This is a genomic window from Corallococcus sp. AB018 (assembly GCF_003986945.1).
Taxonomy (GTDB): Bacteria; Myxococcota; Myxococcia; order Myxococcales; family Myxococcaceae; genus Corallococcus; species Corallococcus exiguus.
In genome coordinates this window covers 1-23,521 of sequence record NZ_RAWR01000175.1, presented here as the reverse complement: position 1 = coordinate 23,521, position 23,521 = coordinate 1, and the positions used below count along the sequence as shown (strand labels likewise).

Annotated in this window: 11 protein-coding genes; 6 read left to right on the top strand and 5 right to left on the bottom strand. The window is 70.3% G+C overall.

Translation table 11 applies throughout. The features are described 5' to 3' along the window. Positions 1-702, bottom strand: a 702-nt coding sequence (locus D7Y11_RS30630) for a DUF3616 domain-containing protein (protein ID WP_126935434.1), incomplete at its 3' end; no start/stop codon positions are given. Between the two features lie 196 nt (positions 703-898). On the opposite strand from D7Y11_RS30630, the gene D7Y11_RS30625 reads away from it, so the two are divergent. Together D7Y11_RS30625 and D7Y11_RS30620 are read left to right on the top strand one after the other, a co-directional pair. Then, a complete protein-coding gene (locus D7Y11_RS30625) occupies positions 899-2,773 on the top strand; it encodes an OmpA family protein (RefSeq protein ID WP_126935433.1) in 1,875 nt (624 codons plus the stop codon). A 257-nt stretch (positions 2,774-3,030) separates the two neighbouring features. Next, positions 3,031-16,875 carry a non-ribosomal peptide synthetase gene (locus D7Y11_RS30620; RefSeq protein ID WP_158642017.1) on the top strand — a complete coding sequence of 4,615 codons (13,845 nt, stop codon included), beginning with the start codon at positions 3,031-3,033 and terminating at the stop codon, positions 16,873-16,875. 39 nt (positions 16,876-16,914) lie between these two features. On the opposite strand, the gene D7Y11_RS30615 is transcribed toward D7Y11_RS30620, so the two are convergent. After that, entirely contained in the window at positions 16,915-17,385 is a 471-nt protein-coding gene (locus D7Y11_RS30615) for an FBP domain-containing protein (protein ID WP_120575751.1), read from the bottom strand. Positions 17,386-17,519: 134 nt separating this feature from the next. On the opposite strand from D7Y11_RS30615, the gene D7Y11_RS30610 reads away from it, so the two are divergent. From D7Y11_RS30610 to trxA, 3 genes are all read left to right on the top strand, one after another. Continuing rightward, entirely contained in the window at positions 17,520-18,209 is a 690-nt protein-coding gene (locus D7Y11_RS30610; RefSeq protein ID WP_126935431.1) for an Ig-like domain-containing protein, read from the top strand. Between the two features lie 48 nt (positions 18,210-18,257). Continuing rightward, a complete protein-coding gene (locus D7Y11_RS30605) occupies positions 18,258-19,169 on the top strand; it encodes a LysR family transcriptional regulator (protein ID WP_120575749.1) in 912 nt (303 codons plus the stop codon). 127 nt (positions 19,170-19,296) lie between these two features. Next, on the top strand, positions 19,297-19,623 hold the full coding sequence (gene trxA, locus D7Y11_RS30600; protein WP_120575748.1) for a thioredoxin: 327 nt from the start codon (positions 19,297-19,299) through the stop codon (positions 19,621-19,623). 3 nt (positions 19,624-19,626) lie between these two features. Here the strand turns inward: trxA and D7Y11_RS30595 are convergent, their stop codons facing one another. Genes D7Y11_RS30595 through D7Y11_RS30585 form a run of 3 tightly spaced genes read right to left on the bottom strand, consistent with a single transcriptional unit; the run spans position 19,627 to position 23,115 of the window. After that, positions 19,627-21,465 (bottom strand): DHHA1 domain-containing protein, encoded by a 1,839-nt coding sequence (locus D7Y11_RS30595; protein ID WP_158642016.1) that lies wholly within the window; start codon positions 21,463-21,465, stop codon positions 19,627-19,629. Positions 21,466-21,475: 10 nt separating this feature from the next. Then, positions 21,476-22,054 (bottom strand): TlpA disulfide reductase family protein, encoded by a 579-nt coding sequence (locus D7Y11_RS30590; RefSeq protein WP_172813962.1) that lies wholly within the window; start codon positions 22,052-22,054, stop codon positions 21,476-21,478. After that, positions 22,051-23,115, bottom strand: coding sequence for a CFI-box-CTERM domain-containing protein (locus D7Y11_RS30585; RefSeq protein WP_120575746.1), 1,065 nt, complete (start codon positions 23,113-23,115; stop codon positions 22,051-22,053). Before D7Y11_RS30585 ends, D7Y11_RS30590 begins: the two co-directional genes overlap by 4 nt. 113 nt (positions 23,116-23,228) lie before the next feature. Between D7Y11_RS30585 and D7Y11_RS30580 the strand changes: the two genes are divergently transcribed. Continuing rightward, positions 23,229-23,516, top strand: a complete 288-nt coding sequence (locus tag D7Y11_RS30580; protein WP_120575745.1) for a hypothetical protein — start codon at positions 23,229-23,231, stop codon at positions 23,514-23,516. Positions 23,517-23,521: the final 5 nt, after the last annotated feature.

Sequence of the window (23,521 nt, the reverse complement as noted above, 5' to 3'; positions counted from 1 at the left end):
GAGCCCCAGCAGCCGGGGCTCCCCGAAGCGCGCGGTCGAGCCGTCGCGCACCACCGCCTCCGGGTTCAAGAGCGGCACCACCAACGCCTTGCCCTGCGTCAGCGGGCTGCGGAAACCAATCAGCATCCCGGGCGCGTCCAGCATCGCCGTCATGCCTTCGATGTTGAGCCCACCCGGCTCCTTGGGCGGCAGCGGCTCCGCCTGCGCGAGCCCGTACGGCGCGAGCCGGGCGTCCGCGAGCAGGTCCTCCAACAGCTGCGTGTACGGCTGCCCTACGAGTTGCACGTGCTCGGGGTCTTCCACGCCAGTGGCGAAGAAGCGCAGGCGCGCGGGCTGCTTCTTGCCGGAGCTGTTGCGGCCGTGCGACGTCAGCCAGAAGGCCAGGTTGCCCAGCCTCGAGCCCGCTTCGATGTCCGTCTCTGGCGGCTTCTTCTTCACCGGCAGGTCGAGCGACGGCGACAAGTCCACCGTGCGCAGCGGACGGCCTCCCTTCCGCGCATCGTAGACGCGCAGGATGTTGTCCTCGTCGTCCGCCACCACGAACAGGCCCTGGCCCAGCTCCACCGCGCCGGACGCGTCACAGCTGCCTTCGAAGACGACCGTGTTCGCGGGCGCGGCGTGCAGCGCGTCGCGCCGCACATTCGCCTCGCGGGTGCCACAGCCCGCCACCAGGACACATCCCCACAGGAGCCAGCGTTTCATGGCCCTTCTTCTCGCTGCTCGCACAGCGTCACGCGCGCCGGGAACCCAGGGGTCCCGCGTGAAATGTGTCGTATGCAACAAGACACACGGCGGATCCGAGATGATCGGGGTTTGTATAAATGGCATGGGGCTGTAGCTCACACCGCGAGGGTGGGTTTTCTTCCGGCGGGGGGAGGTGGGTGCTAAGAGCCTCAGGATGCAATGCCCCGACTCCGAACCTTCGTGGAGCCGGTCCGCGTGCGGCGCGGCCCTGCGACTCGCGCTCCTGGGCCTGCTGCTCACCACGGCAGCGGCCCACGCTCAACCAGACCCCTTCTCCCGAGGCTTCGACGCCGTCCCGGTGAAACCGACGGCCGCGCAGTCCAGCGGCATCGGCCTGGAAGGCGCCACCGTGGAACCGGTGGGCAGCTACCGGGGCGCTCTGCTCTTCGACTTCAACTGGCGCATCCTCGCGTTGAAGCTGGGCGACGAGAAGCTGGGGAACCTGCTGCCGTACCGGCTGGACGCGCACCTGCTGTTCTCCTACCAGCTGCTGGAGCGGTTGGAGCTGGGCGTGGACCTGCCCGTCACACTCATCCAGGGCGACAACTTCTCGCTGCTGGGTGACGCGCTGAACGCGCCGGACTTCCCTGGCGCCGCGGGCGTGAGCGGCACCACGCTGGGCGACATCCGCGTGCTGCCTCGCGTGAGCCTGTTGAATCCGGACCGCTTCCCGTTGGGGCTCGCGCTGGTGGCGGAGGTGCGGCTGCCCACCGGCAGCGCGCAGAGCTTCACGGGTGAGAGCGGCGTGGTGTTCGCCCCGCGCCTGGCCATTGAGAAGAAGCTGGGGCCCGTGCGCGTGCTGGGCAACGCGGGCGTGCTGCTGCGCCCCGCGGCGCAGTACCTCAACCTGCGCGTGGACGACGAGCTGACGCTGGGCGCGGGCGGCATCGTGGACCTGCCGGACATCAGCCGGCTGCGCGAGGTGAAGGCCACCGCGGAAATGCACCTGCGCACGCCGCTGGCGCGCCCCTTCAACTTCGACCAGGCGGATTCGCTCAAGTCTCCGTGGGAGCTGCTGGTGGGCGCCCGCGCGAAGGTGTGGGGCGACTGGGGCGTGGAGCTGGACGTGGGCCGCGGCCTCAACGTCACCACCGGCTACGGCCGTGAGGCCCTGCGGGTCATGCTGGCGCTGCGCTACGACAAGACCTTCAAGGACGAGGGCCCGGACTCCGACGGCGACGGCGTGCCCGACGTGCGCGACCGCTGCCCCACGCAGCCCGAGGACAAGGACGACTTCGAGGACTTCGACGGCTGCCCGGATCCTGACAACGACGGCGACGGCGTCGCGGACGGCGACGACATGTGCCCCAACAAGCCCGGCCCGAAGGAGAACAAGGGCTGCCCGGTGGAGCCGGACAAGGACACCGACGGCGACGGCGTCATCGACCCGCTGGACAAGTGCCCCCTGGTGCCCGGCCTGAAGGACTTCGACGGCTGCCCGGACACGGACTTCGACGAGATTCCGGACGGCGAGGACGACTGCCCCGACGTCGCCGGTCCGCCTGAGAACAACGGCTGCCCGTACGACGCTCCGCCCTACGTGGTGGTGGAGTCGGACCGCATCCGCATCAAGGGCAACATCCTCTTCGAGACGGGTTCCGCGGTCATCCAGAAGCAGTCGTACCCCCTGCTGGACGAGGTGGCGACGGTGCTCGCGAAGAACCCGACGCTGGGGCCCGTGCAGATTGAAGGGCACACGGACAACAAGGGTTCGCGTGCGCTGAACGTGGACCTGTCCAACCGGCGCGCGAAGTCGGTGCTCGAGTACCTGACGAAGAAGGGCATCGACCGCAAGCGCCTCACGTCGCAGGGCTTCGGGTTCGACCGGCCCATCGCCACCAACGACACGGCGCTCGGCCGCGCGAAGAACCGGCGCGTGGACTTCAAGCTGGTCAAGTCGGAGCTCGAATCCGGCCCGAAGGAGACCATCGTCCCCCACGGCCAGCCGCCGCCGCCCGGCACCGAGCCGGTTCCCGGACCGGGCGCGCCTCCCGCGCCTGGAACGGGCACACCGGCCGGCAAGAAGTAACGCGGACCCTTGGGACGGCCCGGCACCCGGGCCGTCCCAAATCGATACATTTGTTGTTTTACGGGATGACTGAAGGCCCGGGGCAAAATGCCCCGCTTCGAGGCCTCGTCTCCCCACCCGCACGACGCGCTCTGTCGAGTGCGCTGCGTCGGAAATAATCGGGAATATCGCCGAGGGTCAGTTTCACCCAGTACCCCTCGCTGACCAGTTATTCTCGAAACATGAGGACATTTGAAACAGAAGGTAACGGCGCGGGGATGACCCCGGAGCAGAAGCGCGCGCGGCTGGCGGAGCTGCTGCGCGGCAAGGTCCGGCCCACGCATGCACCGGTGTCCTTCAGCCAGGAGCGCATGTGGTTCCAGGACCGCCTGAGCCCTGGCAGCGCCGCCTTCAACATCCCGGTCCGCGTGCGGTTCTCCGGCGTGCTGGACGTGGCCGTGCTGCACGCCAGCCTCCAGGCGCTGGTGCGGCGTCACGCGCCGCTGCGCACCACCTTCGTCGAACAGGACGGCCGGCCGCTGCAGCACATCGAGCCCGCGTTGGAGCTCGCGCTGCCCCTGGTGGACCTCCAATCGCTGCCCGCGTCGGAGCGTGAGGCGGAGGCCATCCGGCTGATCACCGACGAGGCGCGCCAGCCGTTCGACCTGGAGAAGGGACCGCTGCTGCGCACCGTGCTGTATCGGCTGGATGCGCTGGAGTATGTGCTGCTGCTCAAGCTGCACCACATCATCACGGACGGTTGGTCCATGGGCGTGCTGGTGCGCGAGCTGAGCGCGCTGTACCCGGCGCTCGCGGAAGGCAAGCCGTCACCGCTGGCCCCGCTGCCCATGCAGTACGCCGACTATGCGGCCTGGCAGCGTGAGTTCCTGCGCGGTGACGTACTGGAGTCGCACCTGGGCTTCTGGCGTGAGCGGTTGGATCCGGACGCGGTGCTGGAGCTGCCCACCGACAGGCCCCGCCCCGCGGTCCTCTCCGGGCGCGGCGCGCGCATCAACGCGGTGCTGCCCGTCGCGCTCGTGGAGTCGCTGAAGGCGCTCGCGCTCGCGGAGGGCAACACGCTCTTCGGCGTGCTGCTCGCGGGCTTCCAGGTGCTGCTGTCGCGCTACAGCGGCCAGCAGGACGTGGTGGTGGGCACCTCCGTGGCTGGCCGTGGCCGCGCGGAGTTGGAAGGGCTCATCGGCCTGTTCACCAACTACCTGGCCTTCCGCACGGACCTGTCCGGCCAGCCGTCCTTCCGCGAGCTGCTCGGCCGCGTGCGCGAGACGACGCTGGAGTCCTACGCGCACCAGGACGTGCCCTTCGAGAAGCTGGTGGACGCGCTGAAGCCGGAGCGCCAGCTGAGCGTGAATCCCCTCTTCCAGGTGGCGCTGACGCTGCAGAACGCGCCCCTGCCGCCGCTGCGATTGCCGGGGCTCGTCCTGGACGCGCAGCCGGTGGACAACCGCACCAGCAAGACGGACCTGTCGCTCATCGCCATGGAGGTGCCGCAGGGCATGCGCCTCACGGCGGAGTACAACACGGACCTCTTCGACCCCGGTTCCATCCAGCGGCTGCTCGCGCACCTGCGCACGCTGCTGGAAGGCGTGGTCGCGGATCCGGGCCGGCGCGTCTCCGAGCTGCCCTTGATGGACTCGGCCGAAGCGACGCGGGTCCAGCGCGAGTGGGCCGGTGAAGCCGCGCCCTTCCCGGAGGACCGTTGCCTGCACACGCTCTTCGAGGCGCAGGCGCAGCGCACGCCCGAGGCCGTGGCCGTGCGGTTCCTGGGACAGGCGCTCACGTACGCGCAGCTGGATGCCCGCGCGAACCAGCTCGCGCATGCGCTGCGCCGCCGGGGCGTGGGGCCTGAGGCCCGGGTGGCCTTGAGCGTGGAGCGTTCGCTGGACGTCGCCGTGGGACTGCTTGGCATCCTCAAGGCGGGCGGTGCGTGGGTGCCCGTGGATCCGATGCTGCCTCGGGAGCGGCTGGCCTTCATGCTGGAGGACAGCGGCGCCTCCGTGCTGGTGACGCAGGCTCCGCTGTTGGAGCGATTCCCGGAGGGAGCGCGCTCCCGTGCGCTGTGCCTCGATGTGGAGCGGGACGGGCTCGCGGGGGAGAGCGTGCTGGCTCCGGACTCCGGCGTGGGCCCCCGGAATCTCGCTTACGTGCTCTACACCTCTGGCAGCACGGGCATGCCCAAGGGGACCGCCATCGAGCACCGTGGCGTGTGCAACCTGGTCGCGCATGAGGCCACGGCCTACGGCATCGGGCCGGGCAGCCGCGTCCTCCAGTTCGCCAGCCTCTCGTTCGACCTGTCGGTGGAGGAGATCTTCACCACGCTGTGCAGCGGGGCCACGTTGGTGCTGGCACCGCTGGAAGACCTGATGCCCGGCGAGCCGCTGCGCAAGCTGCTGCGCGACGAGGCCCTGACGGTCATCAGCCTCACGCCAGCGACGCTCGCGGCCACGGCCCCTGAAGGACTGCCCGCGCTGCGGACCGTCATCTCCGGCGGTGAAGCGCTGCCTCCGGAAGTGGTGGCGCGGTGGGCTCCGGGCCGCGTGTTCATCAACACGTACGGCCCCACGGAAGCCACCGTCATGGCCACGCTCACCGAGTGCACTGCGGACGGACGTGTGCCGTCCATCGGCCGACCGCTGGCCAACGTGCGCGCGTACGTCCTGGATGCCCGGGGCGGGCTCGTGCCCGTGGGAGTGAAGGGCGAGCTGCACCTGGGCGGCGTGGGCGTGGCGCGAGGCTATGCGGGCCGGTCCGCGCTGACGGCCGAGCGCTTCGTGCCGGATGCCTTCTCCGGTGAAGCCGGAGCGCGGCTGTACCGCACGGGCGACGTGGTGCGCTGGCGCGAGGACGGCACGCTGGAGTTCGTGGGCCGGGCGGATGCGCAGGTGAAGGTGCGTGGCTTCCGCATCGAACTGGGTGAGGTGGAGACCGCGCTGGCGAAGCTGCCGCCCGTGCGGGACGCGGTGGTGGTAGCGCGCGAGGACGGGCCCGGCGGCAAGCGGCTGGTGGGCTACGTCGTGCTTCGCGATGGCGTTGACTCCAACAGCAGCGCGCTGCGGGCGGCCCTCAAGGACGCCCTGCCTGAGTACATGGTGCCGTCGGCCGTGGTGGTGCTGGCCACGCTCCCGCTCACGACCAACGGCAAGGTGGACCGCAAGGCGCTGCCGGCTCCGGACCTGGCGGGGGGTGATTCTCGGGAGTACGTGGCGCCTCGCACGCCCACCGAACAGCGCCTGGCGGGGCTGTGGCAGGAGCTGCTCTGCGTGACGCGCGTCGGGGCGAATGATCATTTCTTCGACCTGGGCGGCCATTCGCTGCTGGCCACGCAGGCGCTCAGCCGGATCCGTCAGGCCTTCTCGGTGGAGTTGCCCCTCCGGCGCCTGTTCGAAACTCCCACGCTGGACGCAGTGGCCCGTCTCATCGACGAGGCGCTCGCGGGCAAGGGGCAGCCGGTCCCGGCACCGCTCAAGCCACAGGAGGCCCGTGCGCGGCCCGCGCCCACGGTTCCGCTGGAGGACGTCGCGCGCGAGTGGGAGGCCCGCGCCGTCGCGCAGCCACGCGACACCGTGATGCCCTTCACGGCGGAGCTGCGCCAGCGGGTGCTGGTGGAATGGAACGCGACGTCGACCGAATACCCGCGCGACTCCACCCTTCCGGAAGTCTTCGAGCAGGTGGTGACCCGCTTCCCGGAGAAGGTCGCCGTTGAGTTCGGTGATACGTGCCTCACCTACCGGCAGCTGGATGAACGCGCCAATCGGCTTGCGTGGCATCTGCGCTCGCTGGGCGTGGACACGGATTCGCGTGTGGCCGTGGCCCTGGAGCGTTCGCTGGAGCTGGTCGTCTCGCTCGTCGCCATCCTCAAGGCGGGCGCGGCCTACGTGCCCCTGGATCCGGCCTATCCGCGCGCGCGTCTGGCCGCGATGGTGGAGGACGCACGGCCTCGCGTCCTCGTCACCTCTCGCGCGCTCCTGTCGAACCTGCCTCACGAGGAGCTGTTGCCCGTGGTGCTGGAGGAGCTGTCTCTCGACGTGATGCCTGCGCAGGCGCCTCCGCGAAGCGCCCTGCCCCAGAGCCTCGCGTACATCGACTTCACCTCCGGCTCCACCGGCAGGCCCAAGGGTGTCGGCACGCCTCACGCCGCCGTACTCCGCACCCTCTTCGGCGTCGACTACGCACGCTTCGGGCCCGACGAGACATTGTTGATGATGGCCCCCCTCGCCTTCGACGCCTCCACCTTCGAAGTCTGGGGCGCGCTGCTGCATGGCGCGAAGCTGGCCGTCTTCCCCGCGCACCCTCCAACGGATCCGCATGAACTGGAGCGGGTGCTCGTGCATCACGGCGTGACGACGCTGTGGCTCACCATTGGCTTCTTCACCCAGCTGGTGGATTCACACCTGCCCGCGCTGCGCACACTGCGCCAGGTGCTCACGGGCGGTGACGTCATCTCCGCGTCCCACGTGCGCCGCGTGCTGGAGCAGTTGGGCGTCCCCGTCAGCGCCTTCTATGGTCCGACGGAGACCACGGTCTTCGCCACCAGCCACCGCTTCACGCATGCCTCTCAGGTGGGCGCCTCCGTCCCGCTGGGCCGCCCGCACAGCAACATGCAGGTGTACGTGCTGGATGCCTCCGGCCAGCCCGTTCCTCCGGGCATCCAGGGCGAGCTGTTCATCGGTGGCGACGGACTCGCGCGCGGCTACGTGGGCCAGCCTTCGCTCACCTCGGAGCGATTCCTTCCCGACCCGTTCTCCTCCACTCCAGGCGCGCGCCTCTACCGTACCGGCGACCTCGGCCGCTGGCGTGAGGATGGCGTGCTGGAGTTCCTGGGCCGCGCGGACGCACAGGTGAAGGTGCGCGGTTTCCGCATCGAACTGCCCGAAATCGAAGCCGCCCTGCGCGCTCATCCCGAGGTGCGCGAGGCCGTCGTCATGGCCCGCGAGGACGTGCCCGGCGACAAGCGCCTCGTCGCCTACGTCGTCGCTCCTGAGTCCCTGGACGCGGCTGAACTGCGCGCGTTCCTCAAGCAGCGCCTGCCTGACTTCATGATGCCTTCGGCCATGGGGCGACTGGATGCCCTGCCCCTCAACTCCAACGGCAAGGTGGACCGCAAGGCCCTCCCCGCTCCCTCCACCTTCCAGACTCGCGCACGGACGCGCCCGCCGCGCACGGACACGGAGCGGTTGCTCGCCACGCTCTGGGAAGAGGTTCTCCAGACGGGCACGGTCGGCGCCGAGGACAACTTCTTCGACCTGGGCGGCAACTCGCTGAGCGCCACGCAGATCCTCTCGCGCATCCGGCGTGCGTTCCAGGCGGAGCTGTCCATCGCGAACTTCTTCGCGGCCCCCACCGTGGAAGCCATTGCCCGTCGTCTTGAAGCGCAAGGCCCGGTGCTCCCTGCCCTGGCCGTGCCCGCGCTCAGGCCGGTGCCGCGCGACGGCGGCCTGCCCCTGTCCTTCGCCCAGCAGCGGCTGTGGTTCTTCGCGAAGCTGGAGCCCGCGAGCACCGCGTACAACCTCCCCTTCGTCATGCGACTCGAAGGCACCCTCGATGTGCCCGCGCTCGCACGGGGCCTGCGAGAGCTGTCCCAGCGCCACGAATCCCTTCGCACCACCTTCCGGGAAGAGGCGTCCGGCCCCGTCCAGGTCATCAGCGCGTCCCCCACGCTGCCCGCGGGCTGGATGGACCTGAGCACGCTGCCTGATGCCGAGCGCGAGTTCAGCGCCATCCTCGACGAAGAGGCACGGCAGGTCTTCGACCTGGAAGCCGGTCCGCTCTGGCGCGTCCTCGTCGTGCGCATGGGCGCGCAGCACCACCTGCTGCTGCTCACCATGCACCACGTCATCTCCGACGCCTGGTCCATGGGCGTGCTCCTCCAGGAGTTGACCACGCTGTATGCCGCCCACGCGGATGGCCGGACGCCGCAACTCAAGCCGCTGCCCGTGCAGTACGCGGACTTCTCCGTCTGGCAGCGAGCCTGGCTGCGAGACGCGGCCCTGGAGTCCCAGCTCGGCTGGTGGCGCGAGCAACTCCACGGCGCGCCGAAGGCTTTGGAGCTGCCCACGGATCGGCCTCGTCCCGCGGCGCAGACCTTCCGTGGCGCGGTGGTGCCCTTCCAGTTCCCTCGCGAGCTGTCGGACGCGATGCAGGCGCTCTGCCGGAGCGAGGGCGTCACTCCCTCCATGGTGGTGCTGGCCGCGTCCCAGGTGCTGCTCTCGCGCTACAGCGGACAGGAGGACGTCTCCGTGGGCTCGCCCATCGCGGGCCGGCACCACGCGGAGTTGGAAGGGCTCATCGGCTTCTTCGTCAACACGCTGGTGCTGCGCACGAAGCTGGACGGAGACCCGAGCTTCCGCGAACTGCTCGCCCGCGTGCGCGACGTGGCCCTGGGTGCGTACGCGCATCAGGACGTGCCCTTCGAGAAACTGGTGGAGGCGCTCCGGCCGGAGCGTGACCCGCGCCGCACGCCGCTCTTCCAGGTGATGCTCGCGTACCAGAACGCGCCCATGCCGGAGACCCTGAGCACGGGCCTCAAGCTCCAGCCGCTGGAGCCCCGGGGCGGCACCGCGAAGTTCGACCTCACCCTGGCGCTGAACGACACCGCGGACGGGCTGAAGGGCCTGCTCGAATACAACACCGACCTCTTCGACGCCTCGACCGCCAACCGCATGGTGGGCCACCTGCGCGCGTTGCTGGCCGGCGCCCTCCACGCACCGGAGCGCCGCCTCTCCGCGCTGCCCATGCTCACGCTCGAGGAGCGCGGGCTCCTGCTCCACTCGTGGAGCGAAACCGGCGCGGCCACGGCGGAGGATGCCTCCCTGCACCGGCTCCTCCAGGCACAGGCCCTGCGCCATCCCGACGCGATCGCCGTCGAGCACGACGGCCAGGTCCTGACCTGGGCGGAGGCTCACCACCGGGCCCGGGAGGTCCTCCGCGAGCTGCGCAGGCGCGGCGTGGTGGCCCTGCCTCCCGCCCCGCCTCTCGTGCCCGTATCCCGCACGGGCTCGCTGCCCCTGTCCTTCGCCCAGCGGCGGCTGTGGCTCATTGATCAGCTGGAGCCGGGCAGCGCCGCCTACAACATCTTCCTGGCCCTGCGCGTGGAGGGCGCGCTGGACGTGTCCGCATTGGAGCAGGCCTTCGCCGCGCTCATCGCCCGCCACGAATCCCTGCGCACCGTCTTCGTCGCGAAGGAGGGCCAGCCCGCCCAGGTCATCCTTGCAGAAGTGCCGTTCGCCCTGGAGGTGGTGGAGCTGGGCGAGGTCTCCCGCGAAGCGCTGGACGAGCGGCTGCGTGAAGAGGCGCGGCGCCCGTTCGACCTGGAGCGGGGGCCGCTGCTGCGCGTCTCGCTGTTGCGCCTGGGCGCAGGGGAGCACGTGCTGTGGCTGAACATGCACCACATCGTCTCCGACGGTTGGTCCATGGGCGTGCTCGTGCGGGAGCTGTCCGCGCTGTACGGCGCCCGGGTTTCGGGCCAGCCGTCGCCGCTGCCTCCCCTGCCGGTCCAGTACGCGGACCACGCGGCCTGGCAGCGCGACTGGTTGAAGGACGAGGTCCTGGATCACCACCTCGCGTACTGGCGCCGTCAGCTCTCCGGAGCGCCGCCACTGCTGGAGCTGCCCACCGACAAGCCGCGTCCGCGCGTCCTGTCCCCCCAGGGTTCGCAGGTGCCCGTGCAGCTGTCTGGAGCGCTGTCGGAGTCCCTCCAGGCGATGTGCCAACGCGAAGGCGTCACGCTCTTCATGGCCCTGGTGGCGGCATGGCAGGCGCTGCTCTCGCGCTACAGCGGACAGGAAGATGTCTCCGTGGGCTCGCCCATCGCGGGCCGCACGCACGAGGACACGGAGGGGCTCATCGGCTTCTTCGTCAACACGCTGGTGCTGCGCACGCGCGTCGACCCGAAGGCCACCTTCCGCCAGCTGCTGGCCCAGGTGCGCGCCACCACGCTCGCCGCCTACGAACACCAGGACGCGCCCTTCGAGAAGCTGGTGGAGGAGCTTCAGCCCAAGCGCAGCCTGAGCCACTCGCCGCTCTTCCAGGCCGTGCTCGCGCTGCAGAACGCGCCGACGCAGCCGCTGGTGCTGCCGAGCGGACCTGGTGCTTCCGAGCCGGTGCGGCTCCTGCCCCTGGAGCAGACCGAACAGACCACGCAGTTCGACCTCACCCTGGCCCTGGCACAGACCGCGCAAGGCCTGCGGGGCGCGCTCAGCTACCGCACGGACCTGTTCGAAGCCTCCACCGCCTCCCGGATGGTGGAGCACCTGCGCACGTTGCTGGAGGCCGTGGCAGCGAAGCCTGATCAGCCCCTGGGCGAGCTCTCCCTCCTCACCCGCGACGAGCGCCAGCGCATCCTCGTGGCGTGGAACGACACCGCCGTCACCAGCCCCACGGACATCCCCGTCCACGTCCACTTCGCCCGGCAGGCACAGCGCACGCCTCACGCGGTCGCGCTCGTGCTGGGGGATGATTCGCTGACGTACGCCCAGCTGGACGCGCGCGCGAACCAACTGGCCTGGCACCTGCGCGCGCAGGGCATCGTCCCGGGTGCACGCGTCGGACTCGCCGTCGAGCGTTCCTTCGAGCTGGTGACGGCGATGCTCGCCATCCTCAAATTGGGCGCGGCCTTCGTTCCCGTGGACCGCAACGCGCCCGTGGAGCGCACCGCGGCCCTGCTGGAGGACGCGGACGTCCGCGTGACGGTGACCCACCAGCCGTTCGCTCCGTTGCTGCCGGCCGCCGGTGGTCGTGTCTGGCTGGATGCGCAGCGGGACGTCATCGCCGCGTTGCCCACGCATGCACCCGACCTCCGCGTGGACGGTGAAGCCCTGGCGTACATCATGTTCACCTCCGGCAGCACCGGCCGCCCCAAGGGCGTCTGCGTGCCGCACCGGGGCATCACCCGCCTGGTGCTCGGCAGCACCTTCATGCGCTTCGGGCCCGACGAGGTCTGGCTCCAGTTCGCGCCCGTTGCCTTCGACGCGTCCACGCTCGAAATCTGGGGCGCGCTGCTGCACGGCGCGAAGCTCGTCCTTCCGCCTCCGCATGTCCTGTCATTGGAGGAGCTGAGCGGACAGCTTCGCCGCCACCGCGTGACGGCGATGTTCCTCACGACCGCGCTCTTCGAGCAACTCGTCCTGCACCAGGGCGACGTCCTGGCGGAGGTGCGTCAGGTCCTCGCGGGCGGAGAGGTGATGCCCTGGCCCCGCATGCGCGACCACCTGGCCCGTCTGCCTGAAGGCGCGACGGTCATTCATGCCTACGGCCCGACGGAGAACACGACCTTCTCCACCACGCTGCCCCTGCACCGGGACGCGCGAGTGGAGGGCCCGGTGTCCATTGGCCGTCCCATCCCGAACGCCACCGCGTATGTGCTGGATGCGAACCTGCAACCGGTGCCCGTGGGCGTCGCCGGTGAGGTGTACGTGGGCGGCAAGGGCCTGGCCTGGGGCTACCTGAACCGCCCCGAGCTGACCGCCGAGCGCTTCGTCCCCCATCCCTTCGCGTCCACGCCGGGCGAGCGCCTCTACCGCACGGGCGACAAGGCGCGCTGGCTTGCGGACGGCACGCTCGACTTCCTGGGCCGCGTCGACTTCCAGGTGAAGGTGCGCGGCTTCCGCATCGAGCTGGGTGAAATCGAAGCGGCGCTGCGACAGGTGGAGTCGGTGAAGGAAGCCATCGTGGTGGCGAGGGGCGAGACCACGGAGAAGCAGCTCGTCACGTACGTGGCGCCGAAGTCTGGCGAGACGCTGGACGTGGACGCGCTGAAGGCACACCTGCGTCAGCGCCTACCGGAGGCCATGGTGCCCGGCGTGGTGGTGGTGCTGGAGGCACTGCCGCTCAACGTCAACGGCAAGGTGGACCGCAAGGCGTTGCCGGAACCGGAAGCGCCGACGGCCAGCAGCACGTACGAAGCGCCTCGCACGGAGCTGGAAGCGAAGCTGGCGGCCATCTGGGCGCAGGTGCTGCGCGTGCCCCGCGTCGGCGTGAAGGATGACTTCTTCGCGCTGGGTGGGCACTCGTTGCTCGCGACGCAGGTGGTGTCGCGGGTGCGCGCGGAGACGGGCGCGGAGCTTCCGCTGCGCACGCTGTTCGAAGCCCCCACCGTGGAGGCGCTGGCCTCACGCATCGAAGCCGCCTCACGTGCTCAGCAGGGCGCACGGCGTCCACCGCTGGTGCCCGTTCCTCGCAACGGCCCGCTGCCGCTGTCCTTCGCGCAGCAGCGGCTGTGGTTCCTCGACCGGCTCAACCCGGAGAGCGTCCACTACAACGTCCCTGCCGCCTTGCGGCTCGACGGGCCCCTGGACGCAGCCGCGCTGGCTCAAGGCCTCCAGGCGCTCGTCCAGCGCCATGAAGCCCTGCGCACCACGTTCCACGCGCGCGAGGACGGCGAGCCCGTCCAGCACCCGCACGCGCATGCGGAGCTGTCCATGGCTCAGGTGGATTTGAGCCACCTGCCCGAGGCGGAGCAGGACGCGGAGGCCCGGCGACGGGCCCTGGAGGAAGCGCTCCTCCCGTTCGACCTGACGCGCGCGCCCCTGATGCGCGCCACCTTGATGCGCCTGTCCGCGCGACGCCACGTGCTGCTCGTCACGCTGCACCACATCGTCTCGGATGGCTGGTCCAACCGCGTCCTCGTCGAGGAGTTGAGGGCGCTCCATGCCGCGTTCTCGAAGGGTGAGCCGTCGCCCCTGTCACCGCTGGCACTCCAGTACGCGGACTACGCGGCCTGGCAACGGAGCTGGCTCCAGGGCGAGGTGCTGGAGCAGCAGCTGGGGTGGTGGAAGCAGCAGCTCGACGGCGTGCCGCATGCGCTGGAGCTGCCCACGGACAAGCCTCGTCCATCCGTGCAGACCTACCGTGGCGCGCAGGTGTCCGTGCGGCTGTCACAGGCCGCCACGCGGGGACTCAAGGCCCTCTGCCAGCAGGAGGTCACCACGCCGTTCATGGCGCTGCTCGCGCTCTGGCAGGTCCTGCTGGCCTTGTACTCGGGACAGGAGGACTTCGCCGTCGGCTCGCCCATCGCGGGCCGTGAACAGGGGGAGTTGGAGGGACTCGTCGGCTTCTTCGTGAACACGCTGGCGCTGCGGGCCCGGGTGGACCGCCGGGGCTCGTTCCGGCAGTTGCTGCGCCGGGTGAAGGAGGTGGCGCTGGGCGCGTATGCCCACCAGGACCTGCCCTTCGAGCGATTGGTGGAAGCGTTGAGGCCCGCGCGAGACCCGAGCCGCGCGCCGCTGTTCCAGGTGCTCTTCACACCGCGGGACGGCGCTCCGCCTGCACCGGCCGGGGAGGAACTGACGCTGCGCCCGTTGGACGTGGAGGAGACCACGTCCAAGTTCGACCTGGAGTTGAGCCTGGTGGAGTCACCCGAGGGCTTCACGGGAGCGCTGGTCTACAACACCGCCCTGTTCGAGCCGCGCACGGCCGCGCGCATGGCGGAGCACCTCCGCACGCTGGCGGAAGCGCTCGTGGCCCGGCCCGAGGCGCCCCTGGCGGCCATGTCCCTGCTGACAGAGGAAGAGCGCCAGCACGTGTTGGTGGAGTGGAATGCGACGGCGACCGAATACCCGCGCGACTCCACCCTTCCGGAAGTCTTCGAGCAGGTGGTGACCCGCTTCCCGGAGAAGGTCGCCGTTGAGTTCGGCGATACGCGCCTCACCTACCGGCAGCTGGATGAACGCGCCAATCGGCTTGCGTGGCATCTGCGCTCGCTGGGCGTGGACACGGATTCGCGTGTGGCCATGGCCCTGGAGCGTTCGCTGGAGCTGGTCGTCTCGCTCGTCGCCATCCTCAAGGCGGGCGCGGCCTACGTGCCGCTGGATCCGGCCTACCCACGCGCGCGTCTGGCCGCGATGGTGGAGGACGCACGGCCTCGCGTCCTCGTCACCTCTCGCGCGCTCCTGTCGAATCTGCCTCACGAGGAGCTGTTGCCCGTGGTGCTGGAGGAGCTGTCCCTCGACGTGATGCCTGCGCATGCGCCTCCACGGAGCGCCCTGCCGCAGAGCCTCGCGTACATCGACTTCACCTCCGGCTCCACCGGCAGGCCCAAGGGTGTCGGCACGCCTCACGCCGCCGTACTCCGCACCCTCTTCGGCGTCGACTACACCCACTTCGGGCCCGACGAGACATTGTTGATGATGGCCCCCCTCGCCTTCGACGCCTCCACCTTCGAAGTCTGGGGTGCGCTGCTGCATGGCGCGAAGCTGGCCGTCTTCCCCGCGCACCCACCGACGGATCCGCATGAACTGGAGCAGGTGCTGGTGCACCACGGCGTGACGACGCTGTGGCTCACCGTGGGCCTCTTCACCCAGTTGGTGGATACGCATCTGCCCGCGCTGCGCTCCCTGCGCCAGGTGCTCACGGGCGGTGACGTCATCTCCGCGCCCCACGTGCGTCGCGTGCTGGAGCAACTCAACATCCCCATCACCGCCTGCTATGGCCCGACGGAGACCACGGTCTTCGCCACCAGCCACCGCTTCACGCATGCCTCCCAGGTAGGCGCATCCACTCCTCTGGGCCGCCCCCTGGGCAACACGCAGGTGTACGTGCTGGATGCCTCCGGCCAGCCCGTTCCTCCGGGCATCCAGGGCGAGCTGTTCATCGGTGGCGACGGACTCGCACGCGGCTACGTGGGCCAGCCTTCGCTCACCGCGGAGCACTTCGTCCCCGACCCGTTCTCCTCCACTCCCGGGGCGCGCCTCTACCGCACCGGCGACCTCGGCCGTTGGAGTGAGGACGGCGTGCTGGAGTTCCTGGGCCGCGCGGACGCACAGGTGAAGGTGCGCGGCTTCCGCATCGAACTGGCGGAGATCGAGGCCGCGCTCCTCGCCCACCCATCGGTGCGGAACGCCGTCGTCATGGCCCGCGAGGACGTGCCCGGCGACAAGCGCCTCGTCGCCTATGTCGCGCCCGAAACGCCGGACGTGGCCGAGCTGCGCGCGTTCCTCAAGCAGCGGCTGCCCGACTACTCGGTGCCTTCCGCCCTGGTGTGTCTGGACGCATTGCCACTCACCGCCAACGGCAAGGTCGACCGCAAGGCCCTCCCCGCGCCTGAGTCCACGACCTCCGCGTCCGGAAGCCACGTCGCGCCCCGCACGCCCCTGGAGGAGCAGCTGGCCTGGTCCTTCGCGGAGGTGCTGCGCGTGCCTCGCGTCAGCATCACCGACAACTTCTTCGAACTGGGCGGCCACTCACTGCTGGCCCTGCGGCTGATCGCCTCCATCCGCGTGCACACCGGGCACCTGGTTCCCATGGCAGCCCTCTTCCAGCACGGCACCGTCGAGCAACTGGCGCAGCGGATCCAACAGGAGACCACCCCGCTTCCCGCCAACCTCGTGCGACTGAAAGCGGGCACCGCGGAGAAGCAGCCCCTCTTCCTCGTTCACGGCGGAGGCGGCGGCGTGCTGGGCTACTCCGAGTTCGTCCGCCAGTTGGGCAACGACCGGCCCGTCTATGGACTGTCCGCGTCGGGCCTGGAGGGCGGCGCCCTTCCTCCCGCATCCGTCGAGGCACTGGCGCGCGACTACCTGAACCAGCTGCGCACCGTGCAGCCGCAGGGGCCGTACCTGCTGGGCGGCTGGTCCTTCGGCGGGCTCGTCGCGCTGGAGATGGCGCGTCAGCTCCAGGCCCTGGGTGAAGTGGTGGAGCTGCTGACCCTGATGGACTCCACCGTGCCCACGCCCCAACCACGTCCGGAAGCCGACCCGCTCGGACTGCTGGCGCTCGTCGGGCGGACGCTCGGCCTGCGCTGGCAGGACCTGTCCCTGGACCTGGAGCAACTGCGGCGCATGGAGCCGCGCGAACGCCTCGCGTACGTCCTGGAGCAGCTCAAGGGAAGCAACCTGGGGCTGGACCTGGCTGCCGCCGAGCGCCTCTTCGAAATGCACACGCGGTTCTACGAAGCCCAGCGCCTCTACGTGCCTGACGGTGGCTACTCGGGCCCCACGCTCCTCTTCCGGGCCACCGCGGGGCCTCGTGATGCCGACGAGCCCGCATGGAGCACGTGGCTCACGGGGTCCGTGACTTCGTACGACGTGGCGGGAGACCACTACACGATGCTGAGCGCGCCCCACGCATCGTCGGTGGCGGAGCAGCTCCTCCACCACCTGCGGGCGCTGTAGCGCGAAGGAGGGCGGGCCCGGACGCGCGGGCCCGCTTCCTCAATCCGCCGAGCCGGGCTCCAAGCCCAGTGCTTCGCTCGCGAAGCGAGCCATGCGCTCCATCAGCCTCGCCTTGTCGTCCAGGACGCTGCGACCGGACCGGTCCGACATGGACTCCAGCCGCTCACCGCAGCGCAGGTCCAGGCAGGTGATCACACCCACCCTGCGCTTCGAGTCGACATCCGTGGTGATAAGCCCCACCTCCGCCACGGTGGGCGTCCGGCACCAGTCACACATCTTGGGCGCAAGGGTCGGGTCTCCGTGCTGATCCCTGCGGAAGGCGATACCCGTGGGCTGCTTGCTCCCCGGCGCGACGAACACCAGGAAGACGCGCACCCCGTATGGATCCACCCACGAAAGGTAGTCCCGCACGAAGAGCGGGAGCTGGGTGCCCTTGGGCAGTTCGACGTGCTTGCGATCCCTGGAGCGGAAGGCTCGCAGCAACTCTTTTTCTGACTCGATTCGGAACATGGCGTGCTCTTACGGACTGCCTTCGAGAACATCCTGAACGTGCGTCAGCCTGATTTTGTCCAACCCTTGCGGACACTGGGTTGAAATCACCACCGCATGCCAGCTTGGCGGGTACTCGCGTTCCGAGGCCCCCCATGCACTTATCCCTACGGATCCTGTTGCCCCTGCTGGTCATCGGGTTGGGAGGCATCGCCTGTGGCGATGATGCCTCCTCCCCTCCCAACCAACCCCCCACCGTGAGCGACACCGTCTCCGCACCCACGGCACTGGTCGCGGGAACGACCGGCACCCTGACCATCACCGCGAGAGACCCGGACGGCGACCCGCTGACCTACTCATGGATGCAGGTCGCTCCCAGCACAGCGGGCACCTGGGTGGGTGGCACCACGGGTGAGAGCGCGCAGTGGTACTCGCCCGCCGTGGGCACGGAGACCGCGTTCACCTTCCACGTGAGCGTCACGGATGGCGTGAACCCGCCCGTGGTGCGGACCGTCACCGTGCCCGTGTCGGTGCCCCACTACGGCGCGGACATCCAGTCGCTGTGGAACTCCGGGCAGTGCACGAACTGCCACGGCAAGGCCGGCAACCTGAGCCTTGCTCCGCTCAGCAGCCACGCGAGCCTGGTCAACGTCACCGCCAAGGCCTGTGGCACCCTCCAGCGCGTCATGCCCGGCGACCCGGACAACTCGGCGCTCGTGCGGAAGATGGAGGGCACGGCGTGCGGAGACCGCATGCCCACGGGCAAGCCGGAGTACTTCGATCAACACCCGGGCATGAACGTCCTGGTCCGCTCGTGGATCCTCGCGGGCGCGGCCAACGACTGACGCACGGCGGGCTCGCGCCCGCTCCAGCCGGGGCATAGGCTCGCGGTCGTGGCCGCGAACCCGCCCCTGCTGGACGACATGGTGCTCTTCGCGGAGGTGGTGGCGACGGCCAGCATCACCTCCGCGGCGGAGCGCCTGGGCCTGCGCAAGTCCACGGTGAGCCGCCGGCTGGCCGCCCTGGAGGAGCGCCTGGGCATCCGGCTGCTCGAGCGCAACACGCGCAGGCTCCGCCTCACGGAAGCGGGCCGCGAGTACCACGCGCACTGCGCACGGCTCGTCGCCGAGGCCCGAGAGGTGAACGCCGCCGTGAGCGAATCGCGCGGTACGCCCCAGGGCACGCTGCGCATCGCCACGCTGTCGCTGCTGGGCGAACTGCTCACGCCCGTCATCGCGGAGCTGCTCCTGCACCATCCCCGGCTGCGCGTGGAGGTGTCACTCGCGCAGACGCACGTGGACCTCATCGCGGAGGAGTACGACCTGGCGCTGCGCACCGGGCCGCTCGCGGACTCGTCGCTGATGGCGCGCAGGCTGGGGCGCCTGCGCACCGGTTACTACGCCAGCCCGCACTACCTCAGCCGCCACGGCACGCCCCGGACGCCCGAAGCGCTGACGACCCACGAGTGCATCCTCCTGGCCGAGTCCGGCACCGACGAGGTGTGGTTCTTCGCCGAAGGCCGGAGCACTCGCACCGTACCGGTGACGGGCCGCCTGCGCGTGCCGAGCGAGCGCGCGGGCCAGGCGGCGGCGCGAGCAGGACTGGGCATCGTCCGGCTCGCGGCATCACTGGTGGCGGACGACGTGCGCGCGGGGCTGCTCGTCCCCGTGCTCGAAACCGACACGCCCCCGGGCCTGCCCATCTTCGCCGTCTACCCGAGCAGCCGGCAGCTGCCCCTCAAGGTGCGCGCCTTCCTGAAGCTGCTGTCCGCACGCGGCGCCGCGCTCCCGTGGCAGGAGGAATAGGGGGCTCCTGGCGGAACAATGCGTCCCGCCAGGGGCGCTCGTCGTCACACCCGCCCGCGATTACATCCCGTGGACACGAGGCGCGGCCCCACGAAAGGCCCGCGCCCTTCACGCAAGGATGGGGCCCATGGCTGGCGACGTCATCGAGCTGGGAGACGCGGAGTTCCAACGCGAGGTGCTGGAGTCGGAGGAACCGGTGCTGGTGGACTTCACCGCCACCTGGTGCCCGCCGTGCCGGGTCCTCGCGCCGGTCATCGACTCGCTGGCCGCCGAGTACAAGGGCCGGATGAAGATGGCCAAGCTCAACGTGGACGACCATCCGAGGACGCCCGAGCAGTACGGCATCCGCGCCATGCCCACCCTGCTGTTCTTCAAGGGCGGGAAGGTGGTGAAGCAGGTGGTGGGCGCCCTGCCCAGGGCGAAGCTGGAGGAGGCCGTGCGCCAGGTGCTCTGACGCTCAGCCCACGCCGCCGGACGGCACCGCGCCCGCGAGCCGCGACTCCACGAAGCGCCGGGTCGCGGTGAGCGCCGCTTCGATGCCGTCCGCGCGCGAGCCGCCGCCCCAGGCCACCTCCGGAGAGCCGCCGCCCTTGCCCTCCACGCACGGCGCCGCCTGGGCCATGAGCTGGCCCGCGTCCACACCCTGGCCCCGGAGCGCGTCGCTCGCGGCTGTCACCAGCACCACCTTGTCGCCGCGCGTGGCGGTGAGCACCACGCCCACGCTGCCCGTCGCCTGCCGCAGCGACTCCACCAACGCCTTGAGGTGCGGGGCCGGAACCTCGCCCACATGCGCGGCGACGAGTGCCGTGTCCCCCCAGCGCGTCGCATCCTGGAGCAGCTGCCGGGCCTGCTCCGCGGGAGGCACGCTCGCAGTCGCCACGGCCTGCGAGGGCTTGCGGCGCGCCTCCTGCTCCAGCCGCGTCAGGCGCTCACGCAAGGCCACCACGCGGCGCATGGGCTGCGGCCAGTTGTGCAGGGTCTCCGACAGCGGCGAAAGCGCGCGCAGCCGGGCCTCGCCCTCCAGCCGGGCGGCGGACTCCAGCGAGGTCTCCAGCGCGTCCACCTGCTCGCGCAGCGCCCGGGCCGCTTCGCGCGGCGTCTGGCCCGTGGGCGGCGTGAAGGGCAGCGTCAGCGGTCCGAAGCCGACGATGCCGTCGCCATCAATCTTGCGCAGCATCGCGTTCGCCGCGGGCCGCACCCCGCCGTTGACGTAGCGCTGCAGCGTGCGCCACGCGTACTGGCGGAAGCCCGACAGGTGCTTCACGTAATACGCGGTCCAGCGGGGCACCGGCTGCGAACCGCGCAGGCTCTTGAACGGATCCGCCCCCGGCCCCAGCTCGATGGTGAGCCCCACCTCCAGCGCGTCCTGCATCAGCCGGTGCACGAGCCCTCGGTACAGGCCCAGCTCCTGCGGCAGCGACAGGTCATAGCCGAACAGCGGGGACCAGACCGTGTCGTCGCTGACGTGCGTGGCATAGAAGCCGTCCACGCGTCCGTCCTTCACCGCGAGCCAGTACTGGAAGATTCCCTCGCGCAGCGTCCACGCGAACCACTCCTCCGTGAAGTCGAGCGTGGAGTGGTACTTGTCCGCGTTGAGCGACCGGTACAGCTCCCGCAGCCGGGGCGCGCAATCCGGCATCTCCCGCCCGTCCACGATGCGGTAGCCCGCGGCCTCCAGCAGCCGTCCGTCGCGGCGCCGGTTCTCGCGCACCTGCCGGCTGACCTCGTGCGTGGGCAGCGTCATGCGCGTGTGCGACCCGTAGACGAAGCCGTAGTCCCGCGCGGCCAGCGTGTTGAGCAGGGGCGACGCGTTCGCCGGGTTGATGGCGGGGAACACGATGGCGTGTCCGGGGAACTGCTCCACCAGGAAGGCGGTGAGTCGCTCCAGCTGTGCCTCGTCCAGGCTCACGCTCAGGTTGCGCAACACCAGCCAGTGGTCCACGTAGACGCACTTGTCGATGCGCGCCGCCTTCAACATCCCGCCCAGCGTCCGCATGGCCCCGCGCATCACCACCGCGCGCGCCGCGCCGTACGTCTCCGCCGTCACGGCCGCCACCGGCAGGCCGATGTAGCGCACCCACAACGAATGCAGCGGGGAGTTGCCGTACTCCGCTTCGTTGATGGCCAGCGGGATGCGCAGGTCATCCATCGCCAGCAGCCGCAGGGTGGTGCGGTCGGAGAGGAAGGCGGTGCTGCCGCGCTTCATCAGCGGGACGAAGTAGTCGCGCGAGAGACGCGCTTGCGGCGTCTCCGGCCAGGCGCACGCGTCGACCGTGTCCGCGTCGTAGAGGGTCATGCCCTCCACTCTAGCGCTTGAGTGCGCGCTCGATGCGGCGGCGCAGTCCGTCCTCGGACAGCATGCCGCGCTGCGCGTCGATGACCTTCCCGTCCCGGTCCAGGAAGTAGAGCGTGGGCAGCGCATTCACCTGGAATGCGCGCGCCACGTCGTCGTCCGCGTACACCACGTACGGGCGCAGGTCCGGCTGGAAGCGCTGGAGGAAGTAGTCCACCTCCTGCGACGCCGTGGAGCCCTCGTCCCGGCTGGCCGCCACGAAGACGAGCCCCTGGGACTCGTACTCCTTGGCCAGCTTCACCAGGGACGGCATCTCTTCACGGCACGGCGGACACCACGTGGCCCAGAAGTCGAGCATCACCACGCTCCCCTTCAGGTCCGACAGCGCGAGCGAGCCGCCCTCGTGCTTCGTCAGCTGGAAGGATGGCGGCGACGCCCCGTCAGGCACCAGCCGCGCACGCTGCGCCTCGCGCACGCCCAGGAACGCCAGCGCCGCCAGCCCCAGCACCGCCACCACGGACAGCGCCGTCTTGGCCTTGTCCCCGCGCGCGCCCGGCGGCCGCGTCCCTTCCGTCCCAGCCTGCTGTGTCATCCGCGTTCCTTCCGTGTCAGGCGGCCGTGCACCCGCGTCAGGGCCCAGCGCACCCCGGCCCGCACCCGCGGTCGGCGCACCACCCACGCCGCCAGCGGAGGGCCCCAATAATAGTACCCGTCGATGAACCCCTGGCCGAGCCGGCTCTTCCGGAGCACGTCATCGCGGTAGGCCCGGAACGCCACCAGCTCCGGCGCGCCCTCGCCAAAGGCCGCCGTCACCACGAAGCACGACGACGCGGGGCTCACCCACATCAGCTTGCCGTTGGTGAGGTTCACCACGACCTTCAACTCCCGCTGCTCCGTGTAGAGGAAGGCCAGCAGGTCGCGCCGCGCGGCCGGGAACTCCTGTCCGCCCGCCTCCTCGAAGTCGATGCGCGTGCTGACGGTGCTGCCCACCTCATCCACCGTGAAGCGGTAGCGCTTGGAGCTGCGCCGGTGCTCCACCTCCAGGCCCTTCAATTCGCCGAAGTAGGACAGGAAGGGCACCCGGCACGCCGGGCAGACGAAGCGGTGGTAGGCGTGCGTCGGGACGAAGGCGTAGTCCCCCAAGCGCTTGCAGCCCGTGTTGGGGCACACCAGCTTCACCGTCGCCTGGGCCGCGTTGCGCGGGTCGTAGCGCGACAGGCCGGAGTCCTTGTCGAACACCGGCGGAGGCCGCGGCGGCTGGCCCACCATCTGACGCGTGGGGTGCGCGGCGCGCTCCAGCTCCTGGGCCTTTCGCCACGCCAGCTCCGCCGCCTCCAGCCGGCCGTCCGCGGTGTGCACCAGCGCCTCCGCGTGCGCGCGCAGGGCCGCCACCAGCCGGTCCACCAGCGGCGACACCGCCGGCTCGCGCGCCACCGCGAAGGCCTCCGCCAGCACCCGCTCCATCTCCGGCAGGAGCGCCTGGGCCGCCTTGCGCGACGGGTCCTCCGCCCGCCGGTACACCGGAGGCTCCGGAAGTTTCGCGAACAACGCCGAGGCCTGGGCCCGCACGCGCTCCAGCGCCGCGTCCCCCCGCCCCACGTCCAATCCCGCCGCCCGCGTCTGGGCGGCCCTGATGAGTTCTTCGGGCTGCAAGCGCGTGGACCTTAAGGGCCCCCAGGCCCCCTGTCAGCGACTGAGGAGCAACAGGTCAGGAAACTCGCCATGTGCCCGGGGTCGATGTAAGACGACGTAGGAGGATGTGAATCATGGGCGTGTTGAAGTTCCTGGTCTGGACGACCTGCGCTGTGGGTCTGGGCGTCTTCCTGGCGCGGGGCAACGTGGACGGCCGTTCCCCGCTGGAGCACATGGAGCGCACCTGGAAGCGCACCGTGAACCCCTCCACCCTGGACAAGGTGAAGGGCAGCGTGGGGGACGCGCTGGACGACGCGAAGGGCGCCGTGTCCCAGAAGTCCGCCAACGCGGCGGGCCCGCGCGAGCGCATCACCGCCGAGGACCGGGCGGCCATCAACGACATCATCGCCAAGAAGAAGTAGGCGAC